At 41.0% G+C, this 22,724-nt stretch carries 25 protein-coding genes; 18 read left to right on the top strand and 7 right to left on the bottom strand.

The window, feature by feature from the left end; genetic code table 11:
- Positions 1-78 precede the first annotated feature (78 nt).
- Entirely contained in the window at positions 79-516 is a 438-nt protein-coding gene (locus tag ACWIWK_RS05035; protein WP_454151405.1) for a Dps family protein, read from the top strand.
- 89 nt (positions 517-605) lie between these two features.
- Here the strand turns inward: ACWIWK_RS05035 and ACWIWK_RS05030 are convergent, their stop codons facing one another.
- Positions 606-1,337 carry a zinc ribbon domain-containing protein gene (locus ACWIWK_RS05030; protein ID WP_454151403.1) on the bottom strand — a complete coding sequence of 244 codons (732 nt, stop codon included), beginning with the start codon at positions 1,335-1,337 and terminating at the stop codon, positions 606-608.
- A 12-nt stretch (positions 1,338-1,349) separates the two neighbouring features.
- The gene (locus ACWIWK_RS05025; protein ID WP_454151402.1) at positions 1,350-2,120 is read right to left on the bottom strand and encodes a Nif3-like dinuclear metal center hexameric protein; all 771 of its coding nucleotides are present in this window, start codon (positions 2,118-2,120) and stop codon (positions 1,350-1,352) included.
- A gap of 85 nt (positions 2,121-2,205) precedes the next feature.
- On the opposite strand from ACWIWK_RS05025, the gene truD reads away from it, so the two are divergent.
- Positions 2,206-3,348 (top strand): tRNA pseudouridine(13) synthase TruD, encoded by a 1,143-nt coding sequence (gene truD / locus ACWIWK_RS05020; RefSeq protein ID WP_454151400.1) that lies wholly within the window; start codon positions 2,206-2,208, stop codon positions 3,346-3,348.
- 8 nt (positions 3,349-3,356) lie between these two features.
- Here the strand turns inward: truD and ACWIWK_RS05015 are convergent, their stop codons facing one another.
- On the bottom strand, positions 3,357-3,926 hold the full coding sequence (locus ACWIWK_RS05015) for a hypothetical protein (RefSeq protein WP_454151398.1): 570 nt from the start codon (positions 3,924-3,926) through the stop codon (positions 3,357-3,359).
- A 156-nt stretch (positions 3,927-4,082) separates the two neighbouring features.
- Between ACWIWK_RS05015 and ACWIWK_RS05010 the strand changes: the two genes are divergently transcribed.
- The gene (locus ACWIWK_RS05010) at positions 4,083-4,454 is read left to right on the top strand and encodes a RidA family protein (protein WP_454151397.1); all 372 of its coding nucleotides are present in this window, start codon (positions 4,083-4,085) and stop codon (positions 4,452-4,454) included.
- Between the two features lie 122 nt (positions 4,455-4,576).
- On the top strand, positions 4,577-5,119 hold the full coding sequence (locus tag ACWIWK_RS05005) for a superoxide dismutase family protein (protein WP_454151395.1): 543 nt from the start codon (positions 4,577-4,579) through the stop codon (positions 5,117-5,119).
- 86 nt (positions 5,120-5,205) lie between these two features.
- Here ACWIWK_RS05005 and ACWIWK_RS05000 read toward each other — a convergent pair whose 3' ends face one another.
- Positions 5,206-5,688: a MerR family transcriptional regulator gene (locus ACWIWK_RS05000; protein WP_454151393.1), complete on the bottom strand. Its 483-nt coding sequence runs from the start codon at positions 5,686-5,688 to the stop codon at positions 5,206-5,208.
- 217 nt (positions 5,689-5,905) lie between these two features.
- Between ACWIWK_RS05000 and ACWIWK_RS04995 the strand changes: the two genes are divergently transcribed.
- The 6 genes from ACWIWK_RS04995 to ACWIWK_RS04970 all read left to right on the top strand — a co-directional run bounded on the left by ACWIWK_RS04995 (position 5,906) and on the right by ACWIWK_RS04970 (position 8,414).
- Positions 5,906-6,637, top strand: coding sequence for a hypothetical protein (locus ACWIWK_RS04995; RefSeq protein WP_454151391.1), 732 nt, complete (start codon positions 5,906-5,908; stop codon positions 6,635-6,637).
- A gap of 23 nt (positions 6,638-6,660) precedes the next feature.
- Positions 6,661-6,840, top strand: a complete 180-nt coding sequence (locus ACWIWK_RS04990; RefSeq protein ID WP_454151389.1) for a hypothetical protein — start codon at positions 6,661-6,663, stop codon at positions 6,838-6,840.
- On the top strand, positions 6,840-6,965 hold the full coding sequence (locus ACWIWK_RS04985; protein ID WP_454151387.1) for a hypothetical protein: 126 nt from the start codon (positions 6,840-6,842) through the stop codon (positions 6,963-6,965). The genes ACWIWK_RS04990 and ACWIWK_RS04985 overlap by 1 nt, the downstream gene beginning before the upstream one ends.
- 119 nt (positions 6,966-7,084) lie before the next feature.
- A complete protein-coding gene (locus tag ACWIWK_RS04980; protein WP_454151385.1) occupies positions 7,085-7,330 on the top strand; it encodes a hypothetical protein in 246 nt (81 codons plus the stop codon).
- Positions 7,317-7,595, top strand: coding sequence for a type II toxin-antitoxin system YafQ family toxin (locus ACWIWK_RS04975; RefSeq protein WP_454151383.1), 279 nt, complete (start codon positions 7,317-7,319; stop codon positions 7,593-7,595). Before ACWIWK_RS04980 ends, ACWIWK_RS04975 begins: the two co-directional genes overlap by 14 nt.
- A 60-nt stretch (positions 7,596-7,655) precedes the next feature.
- Positions 7,656-8,414: a YebC/PmpR family DNA-binding transcriptional regulator gene (locus tag ACWIWK_RS04970; RefSeq protein WP_454151381.1), complete on the top strand. Its 759-nt coding sequence runs from the start codon at positions 7,656-7,658 to the stop codon at positions 8,412-8,414.
- Positions 8,415-8,420: 6 nt separating this feature from the next.
- Here the strand turns inward: ACWIWK_RS04970 and ACWIWK_RS04965 are convergent, their stop codons facing one another.
- Positions 8,421-9,212 (bottom strand): undecaprenyl-diphosphate phosphatase, encoded by a 792-nt coding sequence (locus ACWIWK_RS04965; RefSeq protein WP_454151379.1) that lies wholly within the window; start codon positions 9,210-9,212, stop codon positions 8,421-8,423.
- Positions 9,213-9,367: 155 nt separating this feature from the next.
- Here ACWIWK_RS04965 and ACWIWK_RS04960 point away from each other — a divergent pair, with 155 nt between their 5' ends.
- The 3 genes from ACWIWK_RS04960 to ACWIWK_RS04950 are packed head-to-tail and all read left to right on the top strand — an operon-like array spanning position 9,368 to position 13,059.
- Complete coding sequence (locus ACWIWK_RS04960; protein ID WP_454151378.1) at positions 9,368-10,792, top strand: acetyl-CoA carboxylase subunit A; 1,425 nt, start codon at positions 9,368-9,370, stop codon at positions 10,790-10,792.
- 8 nt (positions 10,793-10,800) lie between these two features.
- Entirely contained in the window at positions 10,801-12,258 is a 1,458-nt protein-coding gene (locus tag ACWIWK_RS04955; RefSeq protein WP_454151376.1) for an NAD(P)H-hydrate dehydratase, read from the top strand.
- 12 nt (positions 12,259-12,270) lie between these two features.
- The gene (locus tag ACWIWK_RS04950) at positions 12,271-13,059 is read left to right on the top strand and encodes a thiazole synthase (RefSeq protein ID WP_454151374.1); all 789 of its coding nucleotides are present in this window, start codon (positions 12,271-12,273) and stop codon (positions 13,057-13,059) included.
- Positions 13,060-13,094: 35 nt separating this feature from the next.
- Here the strand turns inward: ACWIWK_RS04950 and ACWIWK_RS04945 are convergent, their stop codons facing one another.
- Together ACWIWK_RS04945 and aspA are read right to left on the bottom strand one after the other, a co-directional pair.
- Positions 13,095-14,444, bottom strand: a complete 1,350-nt coding sequence (locus tag ACWIWK_RS04945; RefSeq protein ID WP_454151372.1) for an anaerobic C4-dicarboxylate transporter — start codon at positions 14,442-14,444, stop codon at positions 13,095-13,097.
- A gap of 12 nt (positions 14,445-14,456) precedes the next feature.
- A complete protein-coding gene (gene aspA, locus ACWIWK_RS04940) occupies positions 14,457-15,863 on the bottom strand; it encodes an aspartate ammonia-lyase (protein ID WP_454151370.1) in 1,407 nt (468 codons plus the stop codon).
- Between the two features lie 117 nt (positions 15,864-15,980).
- On the opposite strand from aspA, the gene ACWIWK_RS04935 reads away from it, so the two are divergent.
- The 5 genes from ACWIWK_RS04935 to ACWIWK_RS04915 all read left to right on the top strand — a co-directional run bounded on the left by ACWIWK_RS04935 (position 15,981) and on the right by ACWIWK_RS04915 (position 22,652).
- Positions 15,981-16,820 (top strand): hypothetical protein, encoded by an 840-nt coding sequence (locus ACWIWK_RS04935; RefSeq protein WP_454151368.1) that lies wholly within the window; start codon positions 15,981-15,983, stop codon positions 16,818-16,820.
- Positions 16,810-17,766, top strand: a complete 957-nt coding sequence (gene flgA / locus ACWIWK_RS04930) for a flagellar basal body P-ring formation chaperone FlgA (RefSeq protein WP_454151367.1) — start codon at positions 16,810-16,812, stop codon at positions 17,764-17,766. The genes ACWIWK_RS04935 and flgA overlap by 11 nt, the downstream gene beginning before the upstream one ends.
- Positions 17,763-18,362 carry a UbiX family flavin prenyltransferase gene (locus ACWIWK_RS04925; RefSeq protein WP_454151365.1) on the top strand — a complete coding sequence of 200 codons (600 nt, stop codon included), beginning with the start codon at positions 17,763-17,765 and terminating at the stop codon, positions 18,360-18,362. The genes flgA and ACWIWK_RS04925 overlap by 4 nt, the downstream gene beginning before the upstream one ends.
- 1 nt (position 18,363) lies before the next feature.
- A complete protein-coding gene (locus tag ACWIWK_RS04920; protein ID WP_454151363.1) occupies positions 18,364-19,938 on the top strand; it encodes an ATP-binding cassette domain-containing protein in 1,575 nt (524 codons plus the stop codon).
- Between the two features lie 128 nt (positions 19,939-20,066).
- Positions 20,067-22,652 carry an ATP-dependent Clp protease ATP-binding subunit gene (locus tag ACWIWK_RS04915; protein WP_454151361.1) on the top strand — a complete coding sequence of 862 codons (2,586 nt, stop codon included), beginning with the start codon at positions 20,067-20,069 and terminating at the stop codon, positions 22,650-22,652.
- Positions 22,653-22,724: the final 72 nt, after the last annotated feature.

Raw genomic sequence — 22,724 nt, 5'->3', positions numbered from 1 at the left:
ATTGTTTATTTACAAATCTTATTTAGAATTGCGTTGTCTTAAAAATTAAGACAAAATTTAAACAATAAGGAGAAACAAATGAGTAAAGTAATCGATAAGCTTAAACAGCTTCAAGCAGACGCACAAGTCTTTTATGTAAAGGTGCATAATTACCACTGGAATGTAAGAGGAATGGATTTCCACCCCACACACAAGGCATTGCAAGAAATTTATGAGGAATTTGCAGAAGTCTTTGATGATACCGCAGAGAGAATCTTGCAACTTGGTGGCACACCATATCTCACAATGAGCGATATTAGCAAAAATGCTAAAATCAAAGAAGAGAGCAAAAGTAGCTTTGATTCTAAAACTGTGCTAAAAGCAGTCCTTAGTGATTATGAGTATTTTGAAAAGACATTCACAGAGCTCTCGGAGCTCGCTGATGAAAGTGGTGATAAAGTAAGTGGTGCGTATGCTGATGATAAATGCGCAAGCCTGCAAAAAGCCATTTGGATGCTAAAAGCACAGCTTTCTTAAATACTAATGCTTTGGTGTAATCACCAAAGCACTCCCCCAATAAACCAAAAATATACAGAATCTAAATCCAAAAAATCAACAGCACAAAGCTAAATCACGCACTCTTTGTATGTTTGCTTATCAGAAGGATAGAGAATCCTGCCACAATGTGGGCAAATAGTAATATCACTTGCATTAAGCACTTCAGCATAAGTCTTATCATTGATGCGCACAAAGCACCCACCACACGCTTGCTTAAACACAGGCACAACACTTGTGTTTCTTGCCCATCGGCGTATTTTTTCGTAAAAGGCGATTGTTTTGGTATCTGATTTTACTACGATTTTTTGTCGTTCATCAAAAATATCTTGTTGTTGTTTCTTTACCACAGCTACTTGCGCTTGCACATCAACTTCGATTTCTTTAATCTCCGTGCTAAGTGCGTCTATTTGACTTTGGAGAGTTTTAATCTCCTCTTTTTTGGCACTTTGTTCAGCTTGAAGTTTGCGGATTTGCTCATTTGCTACGCTTAAATTTTCTTTAGCGATGTCCTCTTCTACACTCAATGCGCGCAACTGCTTGTCTGTCGTAATCTCGCTCATCTTTTTGCTAATCTCCTCAAGCCTTGCGCCATTTTGTGCGATTGAACGCTCACATTCGCCTATCTCAAGTCCTCTATTGTCGATAACTTCTTGCAAAATTTCTATGTTTTTTGTCATTTTGTTTTTTTGTAGGATTTTAGAATCTAGTCCTTTACGGATTTCGACTATCTTTGGCTCAAGGTCATCGATTTGTTTATCAAGTTTTGCGATTTCTTTAAGCGATTGTAAATGTTTGTTCATTTGTGCTCCTTTTTAAAGTATGGTAATGGGATTTTTGGAATCCATAATTATAGCTTGATATTTGGCATTTTGCAAAATTGTGTGAAGAATTTGTGTGAAATATTTTTCACTTTCATAATGCGGAATGTCAATAAGTCCGATGTTTAGCGACTTTGCTTTCATCGCATCGTGATATTTTAAATCACCACTAAGCAACACAACATTAGAGAATCCACGCTCTTTGCAGATTCTATCCACGCACTCAATCTCGCCAAACCCGCTCCCACAAATCACAAATATATTTTCAACATCACGACTTCCATCACACACACGCAAACTTGCCAATCCCAACTTTTGCTTGATATGCGCGACAAAGGATTGAAAGTCCTGCTTATCCACACTGCCAAAGCATACAATCTCTTCTTGTGTAAAAGCTGGGAATCCAAGCACATTATGCGTAAAAAATTCATTCAAATGACTTTTATCAAAGTTTGTGTGTATTGAAATAAGCGAGCAATTTTTACGCAATAAAATTTGAGCAAGATTTGCTGGATAAGTGTCAATATCAAAGTTTTTAAAACTCTTAAAAAACAACGGGTGGTGTGTAATAATAAGGCTATTTGGCTTCATTTCTTGCGCAATAGTAGCATTAAGCTCTAAAGCAACATAGAGATTCTCAAACTCTTGGGTAAGTGAGCCCACATTAAGCCCTGCATTATCCCAAGATTCTTGCGTGTTAAATGGTGTATTAAAATCAAGCAAGTTATACATATAGCCCACAGAATTAGGATTTTTAGTATTCATAAATTTCCTTAAAAACGCAAAATCTTGCAAAGCAAACTTGTATAATAGCAAAAAATCTTAAAAGTGTATTCCAAAGGAAAATTTTATGCAAAATAATGCAAACCAAATAATTTCACAAGATTCTCTAACCTTGCCACAAAAAAGACTCTATCATTTAGAGCACGCACCTATGTCCTTTGTATTCACACCAAGCCCGAGAGACTTTGTGGTTAAAGAAATCCCGCTATATGAAGCATCGCAAAGTGGTGAGCATTTAATGCTCTATGTGCGCAAAAAGAATCTAAGCACCTTTGAGCTTGTGAAGATTCTCTCAAACTCACTTGGGATAAAGAGCAAGCAAATCGGCTACGCTGGGCTAAAGGACAAAGCTCCAACCACCTATCAATACCTCACAATCCCTAAAACTTGCGAGCAAAGCCTCTCTTACGCGCTACCAAGTTTAGAGGATAAAAATATCAAAATCCTTGATATAAAAGCCCATTGCAACAAACTTAAAATCGGGCATTTAAAGGGCAATGAATTTTTTGTGCGTTTAAAAAAAATCTCCCCCATAGAATCTCAAAAAATACAAAATGTTTTGCAAGCTATTGATAAGGGAGGATTCCCAAATTACTTTGGCGCGCAACGATTTGGCAATGAGGGGGATAATTTTTTACAAGCAAAAAGTATAAAAAACCCGCGTGATAAAACACTCACTCGCTTTTTGCGCTCATCACTCCAAAGCCATCTCTTTAATGCGTGGCTTTGCAAACGCATAGAGTTAAGCAAAATATTTGCAAATTTTAGCGTTAAAGAACTTGCAAAAATCCCTGAAATCACTCATTTGGGATTACAATCTCAAGCATTACACGATTTGCATAATCAAGCGCATTTTTTTAGGATTTTTGCTGGCGATGTCGCTAAGCATTATCCATATGGCAAACTTTTCCACATTCAGCACACACAAGATGAATCTACGCGCTTTTTGCAACGCGATATTGTCCCCACAGGCGCGTTAAGTGGGGTTAAACTTTTTAACGCACAAGACATCGCACACAAAATCGAATCGCCATTTTTAGATTCCGCCATTACAGAAAATGGCTCTAGACGCTATGCTTGGGTATTTTTAGAGAATCTAAAAGTAGCGTATAAACCGCAAGTCGCCCAAATGGAGCTTAGCTTTTATCTCCCAAAGGGTTCGTATGCCACCGTGCTCTTAGAAGCACTAAAAAATAGCCCCGCGCTTTAGATTCCCAATCATTTGAGATCAATAGTGTGGCTTTTTTGCTCATAAATGATTTTTGATTTATCCCATTCTCTAGCGTTGTTGTTACTTGTGCTTGTCGGGCGCACTTTATGTTCATATTGAAAACTTGAGGCGTTTTTCGCTCCGCTAATTTCCCTCTCCTTTTGAGTTTGAGTGCTTTGAGTTGCGGGCGGAATGTTTTTATTTTGGTTTTTAGCATTTTCTTGCTTATGGAGATTACGCATTTCTTGGACTTCTTTGTAATCCTCATTGCTTTCATACACTTTCATAGAATCTAACCCGCCAGATTGTCGTGGCGTAGAATCTTGATAATTTTTTAGTCTGTAAGCATTTTCTTTATTTTTATCAAACCACTTTTGTGGAATGGGAAGTTTTTTCATTTTGCCATCGGGGGTTTGCTCAAGGATTCCGATAAGTTTCCCTGTTTTGTGGTTTATCATTAGTGTTTGATTGGGCTTTAATAAAAGCTCAAAATCACGGATTGAATGCGTGTCAATAATGAAATTATCTCCAAAGCAAAAACTCACCAAACCCACCAACATAAAGATTTTTTTATACATTGCATTTCCTTAATAAAGTCTTAACTCTAAATCAAACTCAAAATTATAAGATTTTTTCATACAAATTACAAACCCTTGCAGATAATTTCTCCACTCAAATATGCAATTTACCAAATCTTTGGCTACAATGCCATAATCTTAAAACAAAGGATATGTATGCAAATCATCTCTACAAACAACGCTCCACAAGCGATAGGACCATATTCACAAGCCATTGTTACTAATGGTTTGATTTTTACTTCTGGGCAAATCGCTCTAGATTCCCAAAATCAAATGTCAAAAGGCGGTATAGAAGCGCAAACCAAGCAAGTTTTAGAGAATCTAAGTGCAATTTTGCAAGCACACAATAGTTCGCTACAAAGGGTTATAAAAACTACGATTTTTTTGGCTGATATGGCTGATTTTGGCGTGGTAAATGAAATTTATGCGCAAGCCTTTGGCTCACATAAGCCAGCTAGAAGCACGGTGGCAGTGAAATCATTACCAAAAGACGCGCTTATTGAGATTGAGTGCATAGCACTTCTTTAAGCGTAAAAGGTAAAAATGTAACATACACAAGGAAATATAGCCTAAAAAATGGTAAAAGATATTTTTTAGTGTGTTTTGTGTTACAATAAAATTTCTCAAAAATCACTTTTAAGGAGTTGCCGATGAAAAAGGTAGTTTTAGTAGGTTCTGTGTTGTTAGGCTCATTGCTTATGGCTGAGAATAAAGAGGTGTTTAACCCAAAGTCAGTTAAAGGGCATATCGTCATCAAGGTCCAAGCCCTAGATGAGAAGAAAAACAAAGACGCAGGTGAGGTAGTCGCTGTGCAGACAGAGCACGGCGTAGCGTTTTTCCCAAATCTTAAAGGTTTGGCACCGGGCATTCACGGATTCCATATCCACGAGAATCCTGATTGTGGCAAGACAGACAAAGGCTTAGGAATGAAAGCGGGCGGGCACTGGGACCCAGAAAACACGACAAACCATTCACTTGCTTGGGATAGCAAAGGACACAAAGGCGACTTGCCCGCACTCTATGTCGATGCTGATGGCAAGGCGACCAATCCTGTGCTCGCACCAAAAATCAAAGACATAAACGAAATCAAAAAGCACGCGCTTATGATTCACGCTGGTGGCGATAACCACAGCGACCACCCAGCAGCACTTGGTGGTGGCGGTGCGAGAATGGCTTGTGGTGTGATTAAATAACCCTCGCTACTTAAACACAGAATCTAGATTCTGTGTTTAAGGCATTTTATCTTTAAGAGATTCCCAAAAACGCTGTATTTTATAATCTACACTTTAGTGAGTTTTTTTGCTGCATTTTCTCCCACGCCCTTATAGTGCTTATTACTTGGATTGTCAAAGTAGCCTTTGAGTTTGTTTGGATTGAGTTTAGCTCGCATTGCTTCATCGTGTTTAAAAACCGCATCTTCATAAAACACCACTTTAGATTCTAGTTTGTCAAGGGCTTTTTGATATTGCGCTATGATTTTTTTTGTTTCATCGCGCTGTGTCTTTATGATATCCAATCGCGCCTCAAGCGTGCTATCACCAAGCAAACACAAATCTACATATTCCTTTATCTGCTCGATACTTAGCCCACTTTGGCGCAGGCAATGCACCACTGCCACCCAGCCTAAATCCTGCTCGCTAAAGTAGCGCACATTATTATCATCGCGCTGTATAAAGGGAAATAAATCGTTTTTTGCCCAAAAGCGCAAAGTATGACTTGAAATGCCTGTTTTAGTTTCTACTTCTTTAATAGTGTAAGCCATTTTATCACTCCTTTAATGATATTTGCTCTCGCATTATAACCAAAATTTCCGTGAGATTTTTATACAGCCAAAGCACCGAAGTATTAAACAAAAGCGCGAATCTAAAATCCACCAAATTTTGTATTTTTTTGCATTTTCCTTTAAAAATCACTTGACAACCCCCCCCCCCCCTATTTGCTAGAATACACGCTTTAATTTTTCGTAAAAAGGACTTCAAATGAAAGGTAAAATACTTGCAGATGGCGTCATCAGTGGTGATGATGGCAATCGCTACACTTATGAATCAAACGAGCTCAAAAACAACTCAAATGTTTCCGCAGGTAGCGAAGTGGATTTTCAAATCAAAGGTGGTAAGGCTGTTGATATTTATGTAATCAAACAAGCATTTAGCGTAGATAAAGCGTTTTTATCCAAAGATTTGCAGGGGATAAAATTCAAAGTTTTTGTGATGTTTGGGTGCTTTTTGCTCACATTTATCCCATTTATCGGTATTATATTTGACTTGGCTGGAATTGTGCTCTATGTCCTAGTGGTTTTAGCCCTCAAAGAAGCCTCGCAAAGCACTTCGTTGCTAAAAAATTGGATTTTGTCAATGGTGGTGATATTTTTGGGCGGTATCATTATAACCATAAGTGGTGGTGGTATAATTTTGTCATTTTCTGGTGGCTCAAGTAGCTTGAATGGGCTTGGAATAGGTGCTATCGCTGGGCTTATATTAGGATTCCTTGTAGTGGCGTCATCATTTTACTACGCATATTTGTATTATAAAGAAGTCGCACATATTACAAACGAGCCGTTTTTTATGTATTATTTTTGGTGCTATTCAATCGGCGTATTGACTGCATTTATTTACATTGGGTTGCTTTTGGTATTTGTAGCAGCAGTCTTGTGGATTATAGCGTGGATAAAAGTAAAAGAATTACGCAAGTCATATAGCGCAGTGGAGTAGAATTTATCGTTATTGTGATAGCTTTGCCCGAAGCAATCCACAAAATTCATCACAAACAAAAAGTGGATTGCCACGCCAAACTTATCGGCTCATCTCACAATGACTGCGTAAAATGGGGCAAAACTTCGCACCACATTTTACGCATTATTGATTCTCATTGCAAATTGGGCAAGGCGGATTTTTCGGTGGCTACCAAGTGCTAATGCAATATCTAGACTCACATAAAAATGATGAAAAAATCAATAAAGCGCATTTCCAGCACATAATCCAAACCCTGCATAAAACTCTAAAACTACAATCTACAATCGCAAAAATCCCGCTAGAATAAGTGGCTTCTTTATCACACGAGATTCTTAGATTATAAGAATCTCGCCTATCTCAATTACACTTATATAATCCAATTATGCTACAATGCACTTTTAATTTACTTTAACAAAAGGACACGAAATGAGCACTTTAGTGATAGAAAATGTCAAAGATGAGTTTTTGCCCGCATTTAGCGCACTTAGCAAGGCAATCAGTGCGAAATGCACCATCACAAAAGACAAAAACCATAAAAAACAAAAACTTAGCAAGTTTGAAAAAAGCGTGCTAAAGGCGAGCGCAGAGGCAAAAATAGCAAGAGAAAAAGGGTGTAGGACTTTTAAAAGTGCGAAAGAATTTAGAATAGCAGTAGAAAATGGCGAAATATAACATCAACTACACAAAAAGTTTTATCAAAGATTATAAAAATCTACAAACAAAAGAAAAAGATTTAACAGACGAGCTAATCGACAAGCTAGCAAATGGCGAAATCCTAGAGCAAAAACATAACGACCACGAGCTAAGTGGGAATCTACGAGGTTTTAGGGAATGTCATATCAAGCCAGATTTATTACTTATCTATGAAAAACACGATGATATTTTACAACTTGATGCCTTGCGCGTGGGAAGCCATAGCAAATTATTTAAAAAATAATGTATATAATCCAATTATGCTACAATGCACTTTTAATTTACTTTAACAAAAGGACACGAAATGGGACGAGCGTTTGAGTATCGCAGGGCAGCAAAAGAAAAGCGGTGGGATAAGATGAGCAAGGTATTCCCCAAACTTGCCAAAGTCATCACAATGGCGGCAAAAGAGGGCGGTGGCGACCCCGCGATGAATGCCAAACTCCGCACCGCCATAGCCAATGCCAAAGCCCAAAATATGCCAAAGGATAATATTGACGCGGCGATAAAGCGCGCTAGTGTCAAGGACGGGCAGTTTAGCGAGGTAACTTACGAGGGCAAGGCAAGTGGAGGCGTGTTGATTTTTATCGAATGCACGACTGATAATCCCACGCGCACCATTGCCAACATAAAGAGCTATTTTAACAAAACACAAGGCGCGCAAATCGTCCCAAACGGCTCGCTAGAATTTATGTTTGCACGCAAAAGTGTGTTTGAGTTTGTGCTGCCAGAGGGGAGTAGCGCGGAGGAAGTGGAGCTAGCGTTGATTGATTATGGATTAGAGGAGCTAGAGCGGGCAGATTCTAGCGCAGATTCTGAATCTAGAGTGGATTTTAGTGGTGAAAATAGCGCGAAATACGCTGCGATTGGAGATTATAGCGATTTTGGGACATTGAGCGAGGGGTTTGAAAAGCTAGGGATTAGCGTCCAAAAGGCGAGCCTGCAGAGAATCCCAACAAGCCCCATTAGCCTAAGCGAAGAGCAAACCCTAGAGCTAGAAAAGCTCCTTGATAGAATCGAAGAAGATGACGATGTGCAGGCGGTTTGGACAAATTTGGCGTAGCTTAGATTAAAACAAGCTCGAATCTAAAATCCCCAGAGAAAAAAGCACTAAAAAAAGCGTGCCAATGCAGATTCTATAAATACCAAATGGCACATAACTATACTTAGAAATAAATGCCAAAAAAAACTTAATAGCAAACAATGCACTCACAAATGCCACAGCCCCACCTACAAGCAAAATTGGTATATTTGTGCTATCAAAAATGCCAAGATTCTTATATACATCATAACCCGTAGCGGCAAACATCGTAGGCAACGCAAGGAGGAATGAAAACTCCGCTGCTACACGGCGATTAAGCCCGAGCAATAGCCCACCAACGATAGTCGCCCCACTGCGCGAAGTGCCCGGTATCATCGCAAGGCACTGCATTAAACCAATAAGAAATGCCTGTTTATAGCTAATTTCACTTACTTCGTTGGTAGCGTATTGCTTGCCTTTGTGCCTGTATTCGATAAGCAAAAACACCAATCCACCAATAATAAGCATAATCGCCACGACATAACCATCAAAAAGTTGCTTGATAAACTTATACAAAAATAACCCACAAAATCCCGTAGGGATAAAGCCAATAGCGAGTTTAAGCCAAATATCAATGCCTTGTAAAAATCGCTTATAAAATAAAAATAACACAGAGAGAATCGAGCCAAGCTGAATGGCAATCTCAAAAGTCTTTAAAAAATCATCTTGCGCTAACCCAAGCACGCTAGAAGCTAAAATCAAATGCCCTGTGGAAGAAACGGGAAAAAATTCACTCAATCCCTCCACAATCCCCAAAATCACAGAATCTCCATAAGTCATTGAATAATCCTTTTGTATGGTGTGTGCAAAACTAGCATTGTAACCATAATTTGTAACCAAATGTAAGCCAAAACAACAATGCTTTTTTAAAATTTTGCTACAATGTGGGACTACTAAAATTGCAACGAGACTTTACACTTAAACAAGGGGAGCAAATGATAAATAAGATTCTAATCGCCAATCGTGGGGAGATAGCTGTGCGCATTATCCGTGCTTGCAGAGATTTACATATCCAAAGTGTGGCGATTTATTCGCGTGCGGATAGAGATTCTATGAATGTTAAAATGGCTGATGAATCCTATGAAATAAGCGATGAGCCATTGCGCGGGTATCTTGATGCAGATTTAATCGTGGAGGCAGCCCTTAAACTCGGCGTAGATGCTATCCACCCGGGCTATGGATTTTTAAGCGAAAATGCTGCATTTGCAAGGAAAGTCCAAGAAGCTGGCATTATTTGGATTGGCCCAAATGCTGATGTCATCGCTAAAATGGGTGATAAAAATGAAGCGAGAAGCATTATGCAAAAAAATGGAATCCCAATCGTGCCGGGCACAGAAGCCCTCAACAATACAAGTATGACTGAAATTGAGCGTATAGCGCAAAAGATAGGCTACCCTGTGATTCTAAAGGCAAGCGCAGGTGGTGGCGGTCGCGGTATCCGCGTGGTATATAAACAAGAGGATTTAGAGGAAAGTTTCAATGCCTGCAAACGCGAAGCAATGGCATTTTTTAAAGATGATTCTGTATTTATGGAAAAGTTTATCACAAATCCACGCCACATAGAATTCCAAATCTTAGCGGATAATTATGGCAATGTGATTCACTTATTGGAGCGGGATTGCTCTATCCAACGCCGACATCAAAAACTTGTAGAAATTGCGCCAAGTCCGCTTATTAGCCTAGATTTACGCCGTAGAATGGGTGCTACTGCAGTAGCCGCAGCAAAGGCGGTAGGCTACACAAATGCTGGAACGGTGGAGTTTTTGCTCGATGATTACAACCACTTCTACTTTATGGAAATGAATACGCGCATACAAGTCGAACACGGCGTTACAGAGGAAATCACAGGGTTTGATTTAATCGGGCGACAAATACGAATCGCTAAGGGTGAAATCTTAGAGCTTAATCAAAGTGATATAATCCCACAGGGATACGCGATTGAAGCGCGCATCAACGCTGAAGATGTCAATAATGACTTTGTGCCCTGCCCCGGTAAAATTACAGCGTATTATCCTGCGCTTGGGCCTTTTGTGCGTGTGGATAGTTGCGCATATAAGGATTATGTGATACCACCATTTTATGATTCTATGATTGCAAAGCTCATAGTGCGGGCAAGTAGTTATGATTTAGCTGTGAATAAACTTGAGCGTGCATTGAGTGAATTTACCATTAAGGGTGTGAAAACAACTATTCCATTTTTGCGTAATATTTGTCTTAATAAAGACTTTAGGCGAGGAGACTTTGATACTTCGTTTTTAGAATCTAAAATGCAAGAGTTAATCCCGCAAGAAGATGCGCAAACTGATGATGAAATTGTCGCTGCTATTGTCGCTGCTATCGCTGTGCGCTGTGGAAGCTAAGGAATGTAATGCAAAACTTTTATGAAAGCACCAAAAGCCTTGATGAACGCGCTACTACGAGATACGGACTAAGCCCCGCTATCCTTGTAGAAAATGCCGCTAATGGTTTGCTTGAGCTTATCAAACAAAAGGCTTACTATAAAAGTGTTGTAACGATTATTTGTGGAAGTGGGGACAATGGTGCTGATGGATATGCTTTAGCACGCAAGCTAAGTGGGAGCTTCGTAGTGAGAATCTACCAAGCAAAAGAGCCAAAAAGCGAGCTTTGCATACAAATGTGTGAGAAAGCCAGACTTATCGAGGGCATTAAATTTATCACTAAAATTTTGCCCTGCGATGTAGTGGTGGATTGTCTCTTTGGGAGTGGTTTGCAGGGTAAGCTAAATGACGAGATTTTAGAAGTTATCCGCATTGCTAATCTCGCTGCACCATTAAAAATTGCTTGTGATATTCCAAGTGGGCTTAATGCAGATGTATCAAACACAAACAAAGATTCTTATGCAACTCCAGCATTGTTTGGCGAAGATTCCCCCGCGCAAAAACAACTCACAAATGAATTGAATAAATGGATTTTTAAGGCTCATTACACCGTGTGTATGGGAGCACTCAAAAGCGTTCTTCTTAGTGATTTGGCAAAGGATTATGTGGGAGAAATTATCATTGCAGATTTGGGAATCTCACGACACAATTATGAAATTACCTCGCCATTAAAGTTACTTGAAAAAAGTGATTTACACCTACCAACACGCAAGATTCAAAACGCACATAAGGGGAATTTTGGTCATTTGTGCGTCTTTAGTGGAGATAAAGAGGGAGCAAGCATTTTAAGCGCGCAGGCTGGATTGCATTTTGGTGTAGGATTGGCAAGTATTTTGAACGCTACTGAAAGAGAAATTAGCGTGCCTTATGAGATTATGCAGACAAGCCAAGTCCCACAAAATACCACAGCAATCGCTCTTGGAATGGGATTGGGAAGTGCGTGTAAAGAGGTGTTAAAATATGTAGAGGGGCTTACTATCCCCTGTGTGATTGATGCAGACGCGTTTTATAATGAGGAAATCACGCAACTCCTCCATAAAGACATCGTCCTAACGCCACACCCAAAAGAATTCCAATCCTTGCTCAAACTCTGTGGATTTACCGACACGCACACAAAAGACAAAATCACTCTAGCCCTAGCCTTTAGTCAAAAATATCCGCGAGTTACCCTCGTGCTTAAAGGCGCAAACACCATAATCGCTAAAGCAGAAAAAATCTATCTCAATACATTTGGGAGCGTGGCTCTCGCTAAGGGTGGAAGTGGCGATGTTTTGGCGGGTATGATTGGCGCACTCATAGCACAGGGGCGAGACTGTCTTAATGCAAGTATCAACGCTTCTTTAGCCCACGCACTTGCTGGAAGTATGAATCCAAACTCTTATGCACTCACGCCAACCACGCTTATTGCAAACTTAGAAAAACTTTAAAAAGGGAACATTATGAATAACTTTGATACACCGCTTGTAATTGGAAAAAAGAGCTTTCATTCACGCTTGATTGTGGGCTCTGGGAAATATAAAGACTTTCAAACTACGCGTGAAGCGACTTTAGCCTCTGGGGCACAAATGATAACCGTAGCTGTGCGGCGCGTGAATATTATGGACAAAGATTCTGAGAATCTGCTGGATTATTTTAAGGGGACGGATATTGAATTCTTACCAAACTCTGCTGGGTGCGTCAATGCAAAAGAAGCTATTACACTTTTTCGACTTGTGCGCGAAGCTACGGGTATTGATTTTATCAAACTTGAAATTATCGGCGATACACAAAAAACCCTCTACCCTGATGTAGTTGAGACACTAAAGGCTTGCGAGATTCTCGCAAAAGAGGGGTTTAGTGTGCTTGCATACAGCAACGATGACCCCATAATCGCCTCAAACTTAGAATCTGCAGGTGCAAGTGCTGTAATGCCACTTGCCGCACCCATTGGTAGTGGGCTTGGGATACAAAACCGCTATAATGTTGTGTTTATCAAAGAGCGATTGAGTGTGCCTGTGATTGTAGATGCTGGGATTGGCTGTGCTTCAGATGCGAGCGTGGCAATGGAGCTCGGCGCAGATGGCGTGCTTACCAACACCGCCATAGCCACCGCACAAAACCCAATACTTATGGCACAAGCAATGAAAAATGCTGTGATTGCTGGAAGAGCAAGCTTCCTCGCTGGAAGAATGGATAAAAAGCCTTACGCTTCAGCTTCCTCGCCCATTGGAGGAATGCCAAAGCTCTAAGAAATCTTCTATGCAAGATTCTTATAAATCATTTGTTATACGATTGAGACAGCCAAAAAGCCAAATGCTACGCTAAATGCAATCGCTAGGACGCCGGGTAGGAAAAACGCGTGGTTAAAGATATATTTACCGATTCGCGTTGAGCCTGTGTCGTCCATTTGCACCGCACCTAAAAGCGTAGGATAGGTTGGAAGCACGAAAAGTGCGCTCACCGCCGCAAAGCTCGCTACGATGATATACGCATTTGCAGTATTTTCAGGGGTTATGGCGAGAGCCATTACCACAACAGGCACGATAGCTTTTGCGGTTGCTGCCTGTGAGTAAAGCAAGGTGCTAGCAAAGAAAAATGCCACCGCCAAAAGCCAAGGGTATTGCTCAACAAGTTGCCCTGCAAGCGTTGTAATACTCTCTTTGTGCCCTTCGACAAAGGTATTACCAAGCCACGCCACGCCAAAGACGCACACACACGCTACCATTCCGCTTTTAAAGACGCTTGAAGTCTCAGGGATTTTGCTCACATCAACTTTGCAGAAAATCACAATGAGTGTCGCAATGGTAAGCATCGCGCTCATAATCGCCGCATCGCGTGGCACAATGACATTTGCGATAAGCACGGGTTTGCCACCGATTGTTGAAATCGCCGTTGCATAAAGCACCACAAAAAGCACCCCAAGCAAAAAGAGTAGCACGGATAGTTTCGCGCCTTTTTTAAGCTGAATGTTTTGTGCGCCTACGCTCTTTTTGACAAGCCCTTTTGCAAGTCTATCTTGATACACAGGGTCTTTGCTTAAATCCAAATTCGCAAATTTGGTTAGCAAAAACGCCGTTACCATACAACCAATAAATGTCGTAGGAATCCAAATGCCTAGCAGCAATGGATAGCTCCACCCAAGTGGCTCTAACTCACCGCTCATATACACCACAGCCGCGCTCACAGGACTTGCTGTGATTGCGATTTGTGATGAAACCACCGCGATTGAAAGCGGGACTGATGGCTTGATATTTTGCTCTTTTGCCACCTCAACGATTACAGGAATCATCGAAAACGCCGTGTGTCCAGTGCCAGCCAAAATTGTCAGCAAGTAAGTAACCGTTGGCGCAAGGTAGTTGATATATTTGGGATTTGAGCGCAAGATTCGCTCTGCAATCTGCACCAAATAATCCAATCCCCCAGCAATTTGCATCGCCGCAATCGCCGCAATCACCGCCATAATGATTAAAATCACATCCCAAGGAATAGCACCGGGTTTCATACCAAGCGCAAGTCCAAGAATGATTACGCCAATACCGCCAGCATAGCCGATTGCTATGCCACCAAGTCGAATCCCTAAAAATATCGCGCCCAAAAGCACGACAACTTGCAACAAAACTAATGTAACCTCCATATACTACCTTAGCTATTTTTTACTTGTCATATGCGGATTTAGCATATTCTGCGGTGTGAGGATATTATCTAGCTCTTCTTTGCTTAGCAGTCCTCGCTCGAGTGCTAAGTCATACACGCGTTTGCCTGTGTTTAGTGCTTCTTTTGCTATGCTAGCGGAGTTTTCATAGCCTATGTAGGGATTTAGCGCGGTTACGATACCGATGGAGTTATACACAAAATCACTGCAAATCGCTTCATTTGCGGTGATTCCATCGATACATTTATCCGCCAAAGTTTTCATCGCTTTTTCAAGCATTACGATACTATTAAAAAGACTATACGCAATCACAGGCTCAAAGACATTGAGCTGGAGCTGTCCGCCCTCGCTCGCAAAGGTAACCGTAACATCAGAGCCAATCACAAAAAAGCACACTTGATTGACTACTTCGGGGATTACGGGATTGACTTTGCCCGGCATTATGGAACTTCCTGGCTGCATTTTGGGGAGGTTGATTTCATTTAGCCCGCATTTTGGACCACTGCTAAGCAGTCGCAAATCATTGCAGACTTTGGAGAGCTTCGCGCTCACGCGCTTTAGCACGCCACTGATTTGGACATACGCGCCTGTGTCTTGCGTAGCTTCGATTAAATCGCTAGCCACGATATAGTCGTGTCCGCTTACTTCGCGGAGCTTTTTCTCCACGACTTTTGGGTAGTCTGGGTGAGAATTTATCCCTGTGCCGATTGCCGTGCCTCCCATATTGATTTCAAGCACGAGTTTGCGCGCCTCTAGCACACGCTGAATATCTTCGCCCATCATCACCGCAAAGGTTTGAAACTCCCGCCCCAAAGTCATAGGCACGGCGTCTTGGAGCTGTGTGCGCCCCATTTTTAGCACATTTGCAAACTCTTTTGCCTTTTTCTCGTAGGAAGATTTTAAATGCTCCATAGCTTTTGCCAAATCGCTTAAATAATCGTGCAATGCCATTCTTAACGCCGTAGGATAGGCGTCATTGGTGCTTTGACTAAGATTTACATGGTCATTTGGGTGGAGGTATTGATACTCGCCTTTTTTGTGCCCTAAAATCTCTAAGCCAATGTTAGCGATGACTTCATTTGCGTTCATATTCGTGCTAGTGCCTGCCCCGCCTTGAAACATATCCACGACAAATTGGTCATAATATTTCCCCGCGATGACTTCATCACACGCCTTTGTGATTGCGTTTTTGATATTTTCATCTAGCAATCCTAGCTCGTAGTTTGCTAACGCTGCTGCCTTTTTCACTCGTGCGAGATTGCGCACGAAGCGGGGGAAATTCCCTAATCTATCGTGCGAAATGTTAAAATTCTCCACCGCTCTAAAAGTCTGCACCCCATAATATACACTATTATCAATCTCTAACTCCCCGATAAAATCGTGCTCTTTTCGTGTCGCCATTGTTACTCCTTTGTTTTATGTTTGTTAAAGGGTTAAATTATACTCCAATTTTGACCTTTTATTTATATAATTTGCAAACAAAAATACAATGTAAAATATCCAAGCTAGGAGTGGCTTTTGAGAATATTTTTCCTGCATAAATTATGCGCCATTATACTAATGCTACCTTGTATTACACTTGGTAAGACGATAGATTCCGCTCATACAAAAAAACAAGAATCTACTCCAAATTCTCTTGCCTTAAATGACGAACTCCAAACGACTAAACAAAAACTTGATTATGCCAATCTTTTTACCAAACCAAATATACAATGGAATGATATTGCGAGTGAAAAAAGTGGATTTTTTGTCGGTCTTGGAGCTTTGGGGGCGGTGCTAAGCACAAGTGATTATCTCACAAACACTCCACAAAGCATATATAAAGCAAGCTATCCATTTGGCGTGGGACTACATACAAAGTTTGGCTACGCACACTACTCCACGCCATACATTGGATTTCGCATATATGGAGAGTATTCGCGCATTTTTAGCACAGATTCTTATGTGGCAGATGGAGAATCTAGCGGACAGAATCCAAAAACACGACAATATACACTCGATTCGTATCGTGCTGGGATAAATGTGATTTTTGACACAAACTTAGGGCGCAACTATGCCCATTCACTAGGCGTGATTATTGATTTATCCTACCTCATAGGGATAGACTTTGCCTCAAATTGGACACAGCAAGCAAATGGCGTGCAAAACTTTGGTGTGAATAGATTCTTAAGTGGAAACAAATTTGCATTAGGACTTGGTGTTGCTTATGTGTATGATAGCAAACATCGCTTTGAGTTAATGTTTCACCGATTTACAGACATTCGACAAAGTCAAGAATCATTTGTTAGCGCAAGTAACGCACCGATAATTTTTTCTCAAATACTAATGATGAGTATAGGATATGTGTATGTGTTTTAGAATATTTTTTGGATTAGTGTTTTTTGGATTGCTCTCTTGGAATCTTTTGGGTGAAGAAATCAAAGACCACAAAGTCGCACCCAAAGAATACACTCTGCAAAAATCCTACATAATCAATAGCTCACAAATCTACTCTACAATGCTTTTCCCAGAGATTCCAAAAAACTTTAAAATCGCTGTGTTGCCTGAAGAAAAATTTAGCATAACGCTAAAAAGCTATGAAGTTGTTGGGATTTTTGAACGCAATGGTTTTATTTTACACACGCCTCATAGCGAAGTAGAATTCACCTATCAAGCCCCAATGCCATTTGACAAACCAAAGGAATTTATAAAACGCCATTATGTGGAATTTTATGAGCAAAACTGCCCACAAAGCCTTGTCATTAGCGACATTATTATAGAATCTCCTCAAGATATTGACCTTGAAAATGCCTCTTTTGCATTTTTTAAGAAAAATAGCGCGTTTAAAAATGCTAGAGGCACGCTTATTGTAAATATCCAAGCAAACGCCAAAGACACACAGGATAAAAAAAATCAAAAAATTTTTTTATCCTATACAATCAAGGGGCAAATAAAGGGCTTTGAAACTACGCAAAATATACGACCCGGCGAGGACTTCAATCAAAACAACACAAAGGCTGTGGAATTTGAGTTTGATAAAATCACTTCGATGCCAGCGTGTGAAAGCGAGGTGTTCTTTAGCAGTGCGAGAACCTATCTAGGCAATAAAACAATCTTATCAAAAGACAAACTCCGTAAAGCCCTGCTGGTAAAAAAGGGAGAAATTGTGCTCGTAAATACGCAAACTCAAGGAATCTCAATGCAAAATACATTTGAAGCTATGCAAAGTGGAGGATTTGGAGAAGTAATAAATGCAAAAAATGTCAATAGTGGGCGCATTGTAAAAATAAAAATCACCCAAAAAAATCAAGGAACTATCTTATGAACTATCCCAAAAAACTCACTCTTGGAATCTGTGGGGCTAGCGGTGTGCATTTAGGCGTGCGTTTTGCGAAACTTTTGCCTAGTGATATTTCATTATTCGTTATCCCAAGCGAGGGCGCAAAACTCGTCTATGAAAAAGAGGGGGCACATTTACACACAAATCACGCAACGACACACAATCTAACGCTTGCGTTGCAATCTTTGCAACGCAACAATGTAACGCTTTTAGATGATAAAGATTTGGGTGCGTGTGTGAGCTCTGGGAGTTTTGGCATTGAGGCTATGTGTGTCATTCCTACAAGTAGCGATATGTTAGCAAAGATTGCTTGTGGCATTAGCGATACGCTTACATCTCGGGCGGCAAGCGTAATGCTAAAGGAGCGTAAAAAACTCCTTTTAGCCGTGCGTGAGATGCCTCTAAGCTCAATAATGCTAGAAAATATGCTAAAACTCTCTAACTTAGGCGTGCATATCGCCCCACCAATCGCTGGATATTATGCCAAAATTACGACACTTGAGGATTTAGAGAACTTCTTTATTGGCAAGTGGTTTGATTTATTGCATATTCCTCATAATCTTTTTGCGCGGTGGAGTTGATATGCAAAATGCAACGCTCCTAGAAGTGCGCAATCTTTGTCTTAGTGTAAATGAAAATTTTGCTCTGCAAAATATTTCATTTAATGTGAATAAAAACTCTCTACTTGCAATCGTAGGAGAATCTGGCTCAGGAAAAAGTCTATTAGCACAATACATTCTTAATCTCTCGCCATTTAATGCACGAAACAAAACACAGGCTTTTGAAAGCAATGTGGTGTTTTTTGAGGGGAGAGATTTAGCGCATTTAGATTCTGTATCTTGGTGTGAATTTTTAGGAGCACAAATCGCCTATATTCCACAAGAGCCATTAAGCGCGCTAAATCCACTCCAAAAGGTTGGTAAGCAAATTTTAGAGGCGTATCTTTTGCACCATAAAAAATCTCCAAAACACGAACAAATACAAGCCCTACAACGCGTTTTACACAGCGTAGGACTTGAATACAAACTCGCAAACCGCTATCCACACGAGCTAAGTGGCGGGCAACGACAGCGGATTCTCATCGCTATGAGTATCATCAATGAGCCAAAAATTATTTTTTGTGATGAACCCACAACTGCGCTTGATGCCTCAATCCAAAGGCAAATCATCAATCTTTTACACTCTTTAAGCCAAAAAAGTGCTATTGTGCTTATCACACACGACTTAGGGATTGTGCGTGATTACGCTGATGAAATCGTTGTGATGAAAGACGGCAAAATTATAGAATCTGCCCCAACTCAAATGCTTTTTAGCAATCCAAAAGAACCATACACAAAGGATTTGCTTGATTGTATTGATTTTAGTGAGTTTTCCTTGCGCCCATACTCACACGATAAAGAAGTGCTATGCGTAAAAAACTTTAACGCCATTGTGCAAAACCACAGATTTTTTCGCAAGCAAACTCTCGCGCTTGTAAAAAATATCAATTTCACACTGCATAAGGGCGAAATATTGGGTATAGCTGGAGAATCTGGCTCAGGCAAAAGCTCTCTTGCTTACGCACTTGTGCGACTTATGCGCTCCAGCGGAGAGATGAATTTCTTTGGTAAGGATTTTTCGCGTATGTCTAAAAATGAAAAACTCTCGCTAGCAAGACAAATTAACATTGTATTTCAAGACCCATTTTCCTCACTCTCCCCTAGAATGCGTGTAAGTGAGATTATTAAAGAAGGTTTGAGGGCACACAAAATTTGTGCCACAAACGAGCTTGATTCTCTTGTTAGCAAAAATTTGCATTTGGTGGGATTAAATGATGAGTTTTTGCACCGCTATCCACACGAGCTAAGTGGCGGGCAACGACAACGCGTAGCATTAGCGCGCGTGCTGGCTTTGGGTGCGAATATTTTGGTGCTCGATGAGCCTACGAGTGCGCTTGATAAATCTGCACAAAAACGCATTTTATCCCTCCTATTAGATTTGCAACGCAATTTAGGACTTTGCCTCATTTTTATAACCCACGATGTAGAGATTTTACGCTACTTTTCGCACACACTCTTAGTGCTTCAAAATGGCAATGCGATTCAATATGGCAAAACAAAAGATTTTTTTAATCAAACGCGCAATAAGGATTTTTGGGAAGTCTTATACTCGTCATAGAGGGATTTTTGTAATATTTTACATCAAAATTTAATATAATGTTTATAAATAAACTTGACATTAAATGACTAAACTTATATAATGCTTTCATATTAAACTTTAAGAATAAATCCATAAAGGAGCAACAAATGCAAAACAATCTTTTTGACAAACTTACCAATCATTTCAAAGAAACGCTAGATTCTGCGGCTTCGCTTGCCCTGCACGCGAGCAATGCCGAACTCACAACCAAGCACATAATCTGGGCAATGCTAACCAATCATCAAAGCCTGCTAAACCAAGCCCTAAACAAAATGAGCGTAGAAAAATCGCCCTTAGAGCTAGAGGCAAAAAGCGCGGTGGATTCCCTGCCAAAAAGCTCTGGCGTCTCAAGCGAAAATATTTCCATTGCCAAAGAGCTAAAAAACGCGCTAGATTTAGCTCTAGCCCACGCCACGCAAAATGGCGATAGCTTTGTCGCGGTGGATAATTTCATCATCGCAAACCTCAAAAACGAGGCTTTTAAGCAGATTTTAGGCAAGCATATCGACACACACGAGCTTGCAAAAACTCTAGAATCTATCCGCGCAGGGAGCAAAATCCTCAATCAAAACGATGATTCTACGCTCGAAGCCCTCGCCAAATACGGAATCGATTTGACCGCAAAAGCCATAGAGGGCAAGCTAGACCCTGTGATTGGGCGAGATGAGGAGATTCAGCGACTTATGCAGATTTTAATCCGCAAGACAAAAAATAATCCAATCTTGCTAGGCGAGCCGGGTGTCGGTAAAACCGCAGCCGTAGAGGGACTCGCCCAAAAAATCATCAAAAAAGATGTGCCACTCTCTTTGCAAAATAAACGCGTAATCACGCTTGATATGAGTGCGCTAGTAGCGGGGGCGAAGTATCGCGGGGAGTTTGAGGAGCGGCTAAAAGCCGTAGTCGATGAAGTCAAAAAAAGCGCGAATGTGATTTTGTTTATCGATGAGATTCACACCATTGTCGGGGCGGGGGCAAGTGAGGGGAGTATGGACGCGGCAAATATCCTAAAGCCCGCACTCTCACGAGGCGAGCTCCACACCATAGGCGCAACCACGCTCAAAGAATATCGCAAATATTTTGAAAAAGATGCGGCTTTGACACGGCGATTTCAGCCTGTGGCATTAAATGAGCCAAGTGTCAATGAATCCTTGCAAATCCTGCGCGGGCTAAAAGAGCGACTAGAAGCCCACCACAAAGTCAATATCACAGATTCCGCGCTTGTGGCGGCTGCTAAGCTCTCTTCGCGCTACATTACGGATAGATTTTTGCCTGACAAGGCGATTGACTTAATCGATGAAGCCGCAGCCGAGCTAAAAATGCAAATAGAATCTGAGCCCTTTGAGCTAGCGAGCATAAAGCGCGTGGTGCAAAATTTGCGCGTGGAAAAAGAGGCGTTGAAAATGGAAAAAGACTCCACCCAAACGAGCAATCGCCTAAAAGAGATAGAAAAAGAAATCAGCAACGCCGATGAGGAACGCGCCAAGCTAGAAGCGAAATTTGAAAACGAAAAAAGCGTGTTTGAGCAAATCGCCAAAGCAAAAGATGAAATCGAGAATTTAAAGCGCAAAAGCGACATTTGCAAGCGCGAGGGCAAGCTCGAAGAGGCAGCAAAAATCGATTATGACACGCTTCCAAAGGCGATTGAAAAGCAAAAGGGCTTAAATGAAAAATGGGAGCAAATGCAAGAGGGTGGCACGCTACTTAAAAATGCCGTTACACAAGAGAGTATCGCTAAAATCATTAGTCGCTGGACGCAAATCCCTATCCAAAAAATGCTCCAAAGCGAGAAAGAAAAGATTTTAGGCATCGAGGAAAAATTAGGAGAATCTGTAATCGGACAAAATGCCGCGCTAAAGGCAATCGCACGCGCAATCAAGCGCAACAAAGCGGGACTTAGCGATAGCAATCGTCCTATTGGGAGTTTTTTATTTCTTGGTCCCACAGGTGTTGGCAAGACAGAATCTGCTAAGGCATTAGCGCGATTTCTCTTTGATAGTGAGAAAAATCTAGTGCGATTTGATATGAGCGAATATATGCAAAAGCACGAAGTCTCGCGCCTAGTGGGTGCTGCGCCGGGCTATGTGGGCTATGAGGAGGGCGGACAGCTCACTGAAGCGGTGCGCAGGAAGCCTTATTGCGTGCTACTTTTTGATGAAATCGAAAAAGCGCACCCCGATGTGTTTAACCTGCTTTTGCAAGTGCTTGATGATGGGCGTTTGACGGACAATAAAGGCGTAACGGTGGATTTTAAAAACACTATTATCATTTTGACAAGCAACATCGGTAGCGATAAAATAATGAGCATAGAGGATAAGACTAAGCGTGAGAGTGCTGTGAAAGAGGAGCTAAAGGGCTACTTTAAGCCAGAGTTTCTTAACCGACTTGATGATATGGTGATTTTTAATCCGCTGTGTGTGGGGGAAATCACGCAAATTGTGGATATTATGTTTGAAGGAATCGCTAAAAAATTGCGCGAGAGAGACATAAGTATCACTCTAGATTCCAGCGCGAAAGAGTTTATCGCTAGCGTGGGGTTTGACCCTGTGTTTGGTGCGCGTCCGCTCAAACGGGCATTATACGAGGAAGTCGAGGATAGACTAGCCGAGCTCATCTTGCAAGATAAGCTAAAAGATGGGGATAAAGTGGAATTTAGCGCGGATAAAGAGGGGATAAAGGCGAGAGTAAAAGCTTAGACATAATGGATTTTGTCGTTGCAAAAGGTGAGTTTTGCACTTGCATAAAATCTCATTGTTTGTGATGACAAA

The sequence above is a fragment of the Helicobacter sp. 23-1048 genome (genome assembly GCF_053654545.1).
The sequence above is the reverse complement of the archived record's forward strand: the minus strand, read 5'-3'. Positions and strand labels throughout refer to the sequence as shown.

Bases quoted from the DNA above. Each gene is read 5' to 3' on its own strand.
- ACWIWK_RS04960 (WP_454151378.1), top strand. From the start codon at position 9,368: ATGATAAATAAGATTCTAATCGCCAATCGTGGGGAGATAGCTGTGCGC.
- ACWIWK_RS05005 (WP_454151395.1), top strand. From the start codon at position 4,577: ATGAAAAAGGTAGTTTTAGTAGGTTCTGTGTTGTTAGGCTCATTGCTT.
- ACWIWK_RS05025 (WP_454151402.1), bottom strand. From the start codon at position 2,120: ATGAATACTAAAAATCCTAATTCTGTGGGCTATATGTATAACTTGCTT.
- ACWIWK_RS05015 (WP_454151398.1), bottom strand. From the start codon at position 3,926: ATGTATAAAAAAATCTTTATGTTGGTGGGTTTGGTGAGTTTTTGCTTT.
- ACWIWK_RS04920 (WP_454151363.1), top strand. From the start codon at position 18,364: ATGCAAAATGCAACGCTCCTAGAAGTGCGCAATCTTTGTCTTAGTGTA.
- ACWIWK_RS04970 (WP_454151381.1), top strand. From the start codon at position 7,656: ATGGGACGAGCGTTTGAGTATCGCAGGGCAGCAAAAGAAAAGCGGTGG.
- ACWIWK_RS05030 (WP_454151403.1), bottom strand. From the start codon at position 1,337: ATGAACAAACATTTACAATCGCTTAAAGAAATCGCAAAACTTGATAAA.
- ACWIWK_RS04915 (WP_454151361.1), top strand. From the start codon at position 20,067: ATGCAAAACAATCTTTTTGACAAACTTACCAATCATTTCAAAGAAACG.
- truD (WP_454151400.1), top strand. From the start codon at position 2,206: ATGCAAAATAATGCAAACCAAATAATTTCACAAGATTCTCTAACCTTG.
- aspA (WP_454151370.1), bottom strand. From the start codon at position 15,863: ATGGCGACACGAAAAGAGCACGATTTTATCGGGGAGTTAGAGATTGAT.
- ACWIWK_RS04980 (WP_454151385.1), top strand. From the start codon at position 7,085: ATGAGCACTTTAGTGATAGAAAATGTCAAAGATGAGTTTTTGCCCGCA.
- ACWIWK_RS05010 (WP_454151397.1), top strand. From the start codon at position 4,083: ATGCAAATCATCTCTACAAACAACGCTCCACAAGCGATAGGACCATAT.
- ACWIWK_RS04945 (WP_454151372.1), bottom strand. From the start codon at position 14,444: ATGGAGGTTACATTAGTTTTGTTGCAAGTTGTCGTGCTTTTGGGCGCG.
- ACWIWK_RS04950 (WP_454151374.1), top strand. From the start codon at position 12,271: ATGAATAACTTTGATACACCGCTTGTAATTGGAAAAAAGAGCTTTCAT.
- ACWIWK_RS04995 (WP_454151391.1), top strand. From the start codon at position 5,906: ATGAAAGGTAAAATACTTGCAGATGGCGTCATCAGTGGTGATGATGGC.
- ACWIWK_RS04925 (WP_454151365.1), top strand. From the start codon at position 17,763: ATGAACTATCCCAAAAAACTCACTCTTGGAATCTGTGGGGCTAGCGGT.
- ACWIWK_RS04975 (WP_454151383.1), top strand. From the start codon at position 7,317: ATGGCGAAATATAACATCAACTACACAAAAAGTTTTATCAAAGATTAT.
- ACWIWK_RS04955 (WP_454151376.1), top strand. From the start codon at position 10,801: ATGCAAAACTTTTATGAAAGCACCAAAAGCCTTGATGAACGCGCTACT.
- ACWIWK_RS05035 (WP_454151405.1), top strand. From the start codon at position 79: ATGAGTAAAGTAATCGATAAGCTTAAACAGCTTCAAGCAGACGCACAA.
- flgA (WP_454151367.1), top strand. From the start codon at position 16,810: ATGTGTTTTAGAATATTTTTTGGATTAGTGTTTTTTGGATTGCTCTCT.
- ACWIWK_RS05000 (WP_454151393.1), bottom strand. From the start codon at position 5,688: ATGGCTTACACTATTAAAGAAGTAGAAACTAAAACAGGCATTTCAAGT.
- ACWIWK_RS04965 (WP_454151379.1), bottom strand. From the start codon at position 9,212: ATGACTTATGGAGATTCTGTGATTTTGGGGATTGTGGAGGGATTGAGT.
- ACWIWK_RS04985 (WP_454151387.1), top strand. From the start codon at position 6,840: ATGCAATATCTAGACTCACATAAAAATGATGAAAAAATCAATAAAGCG.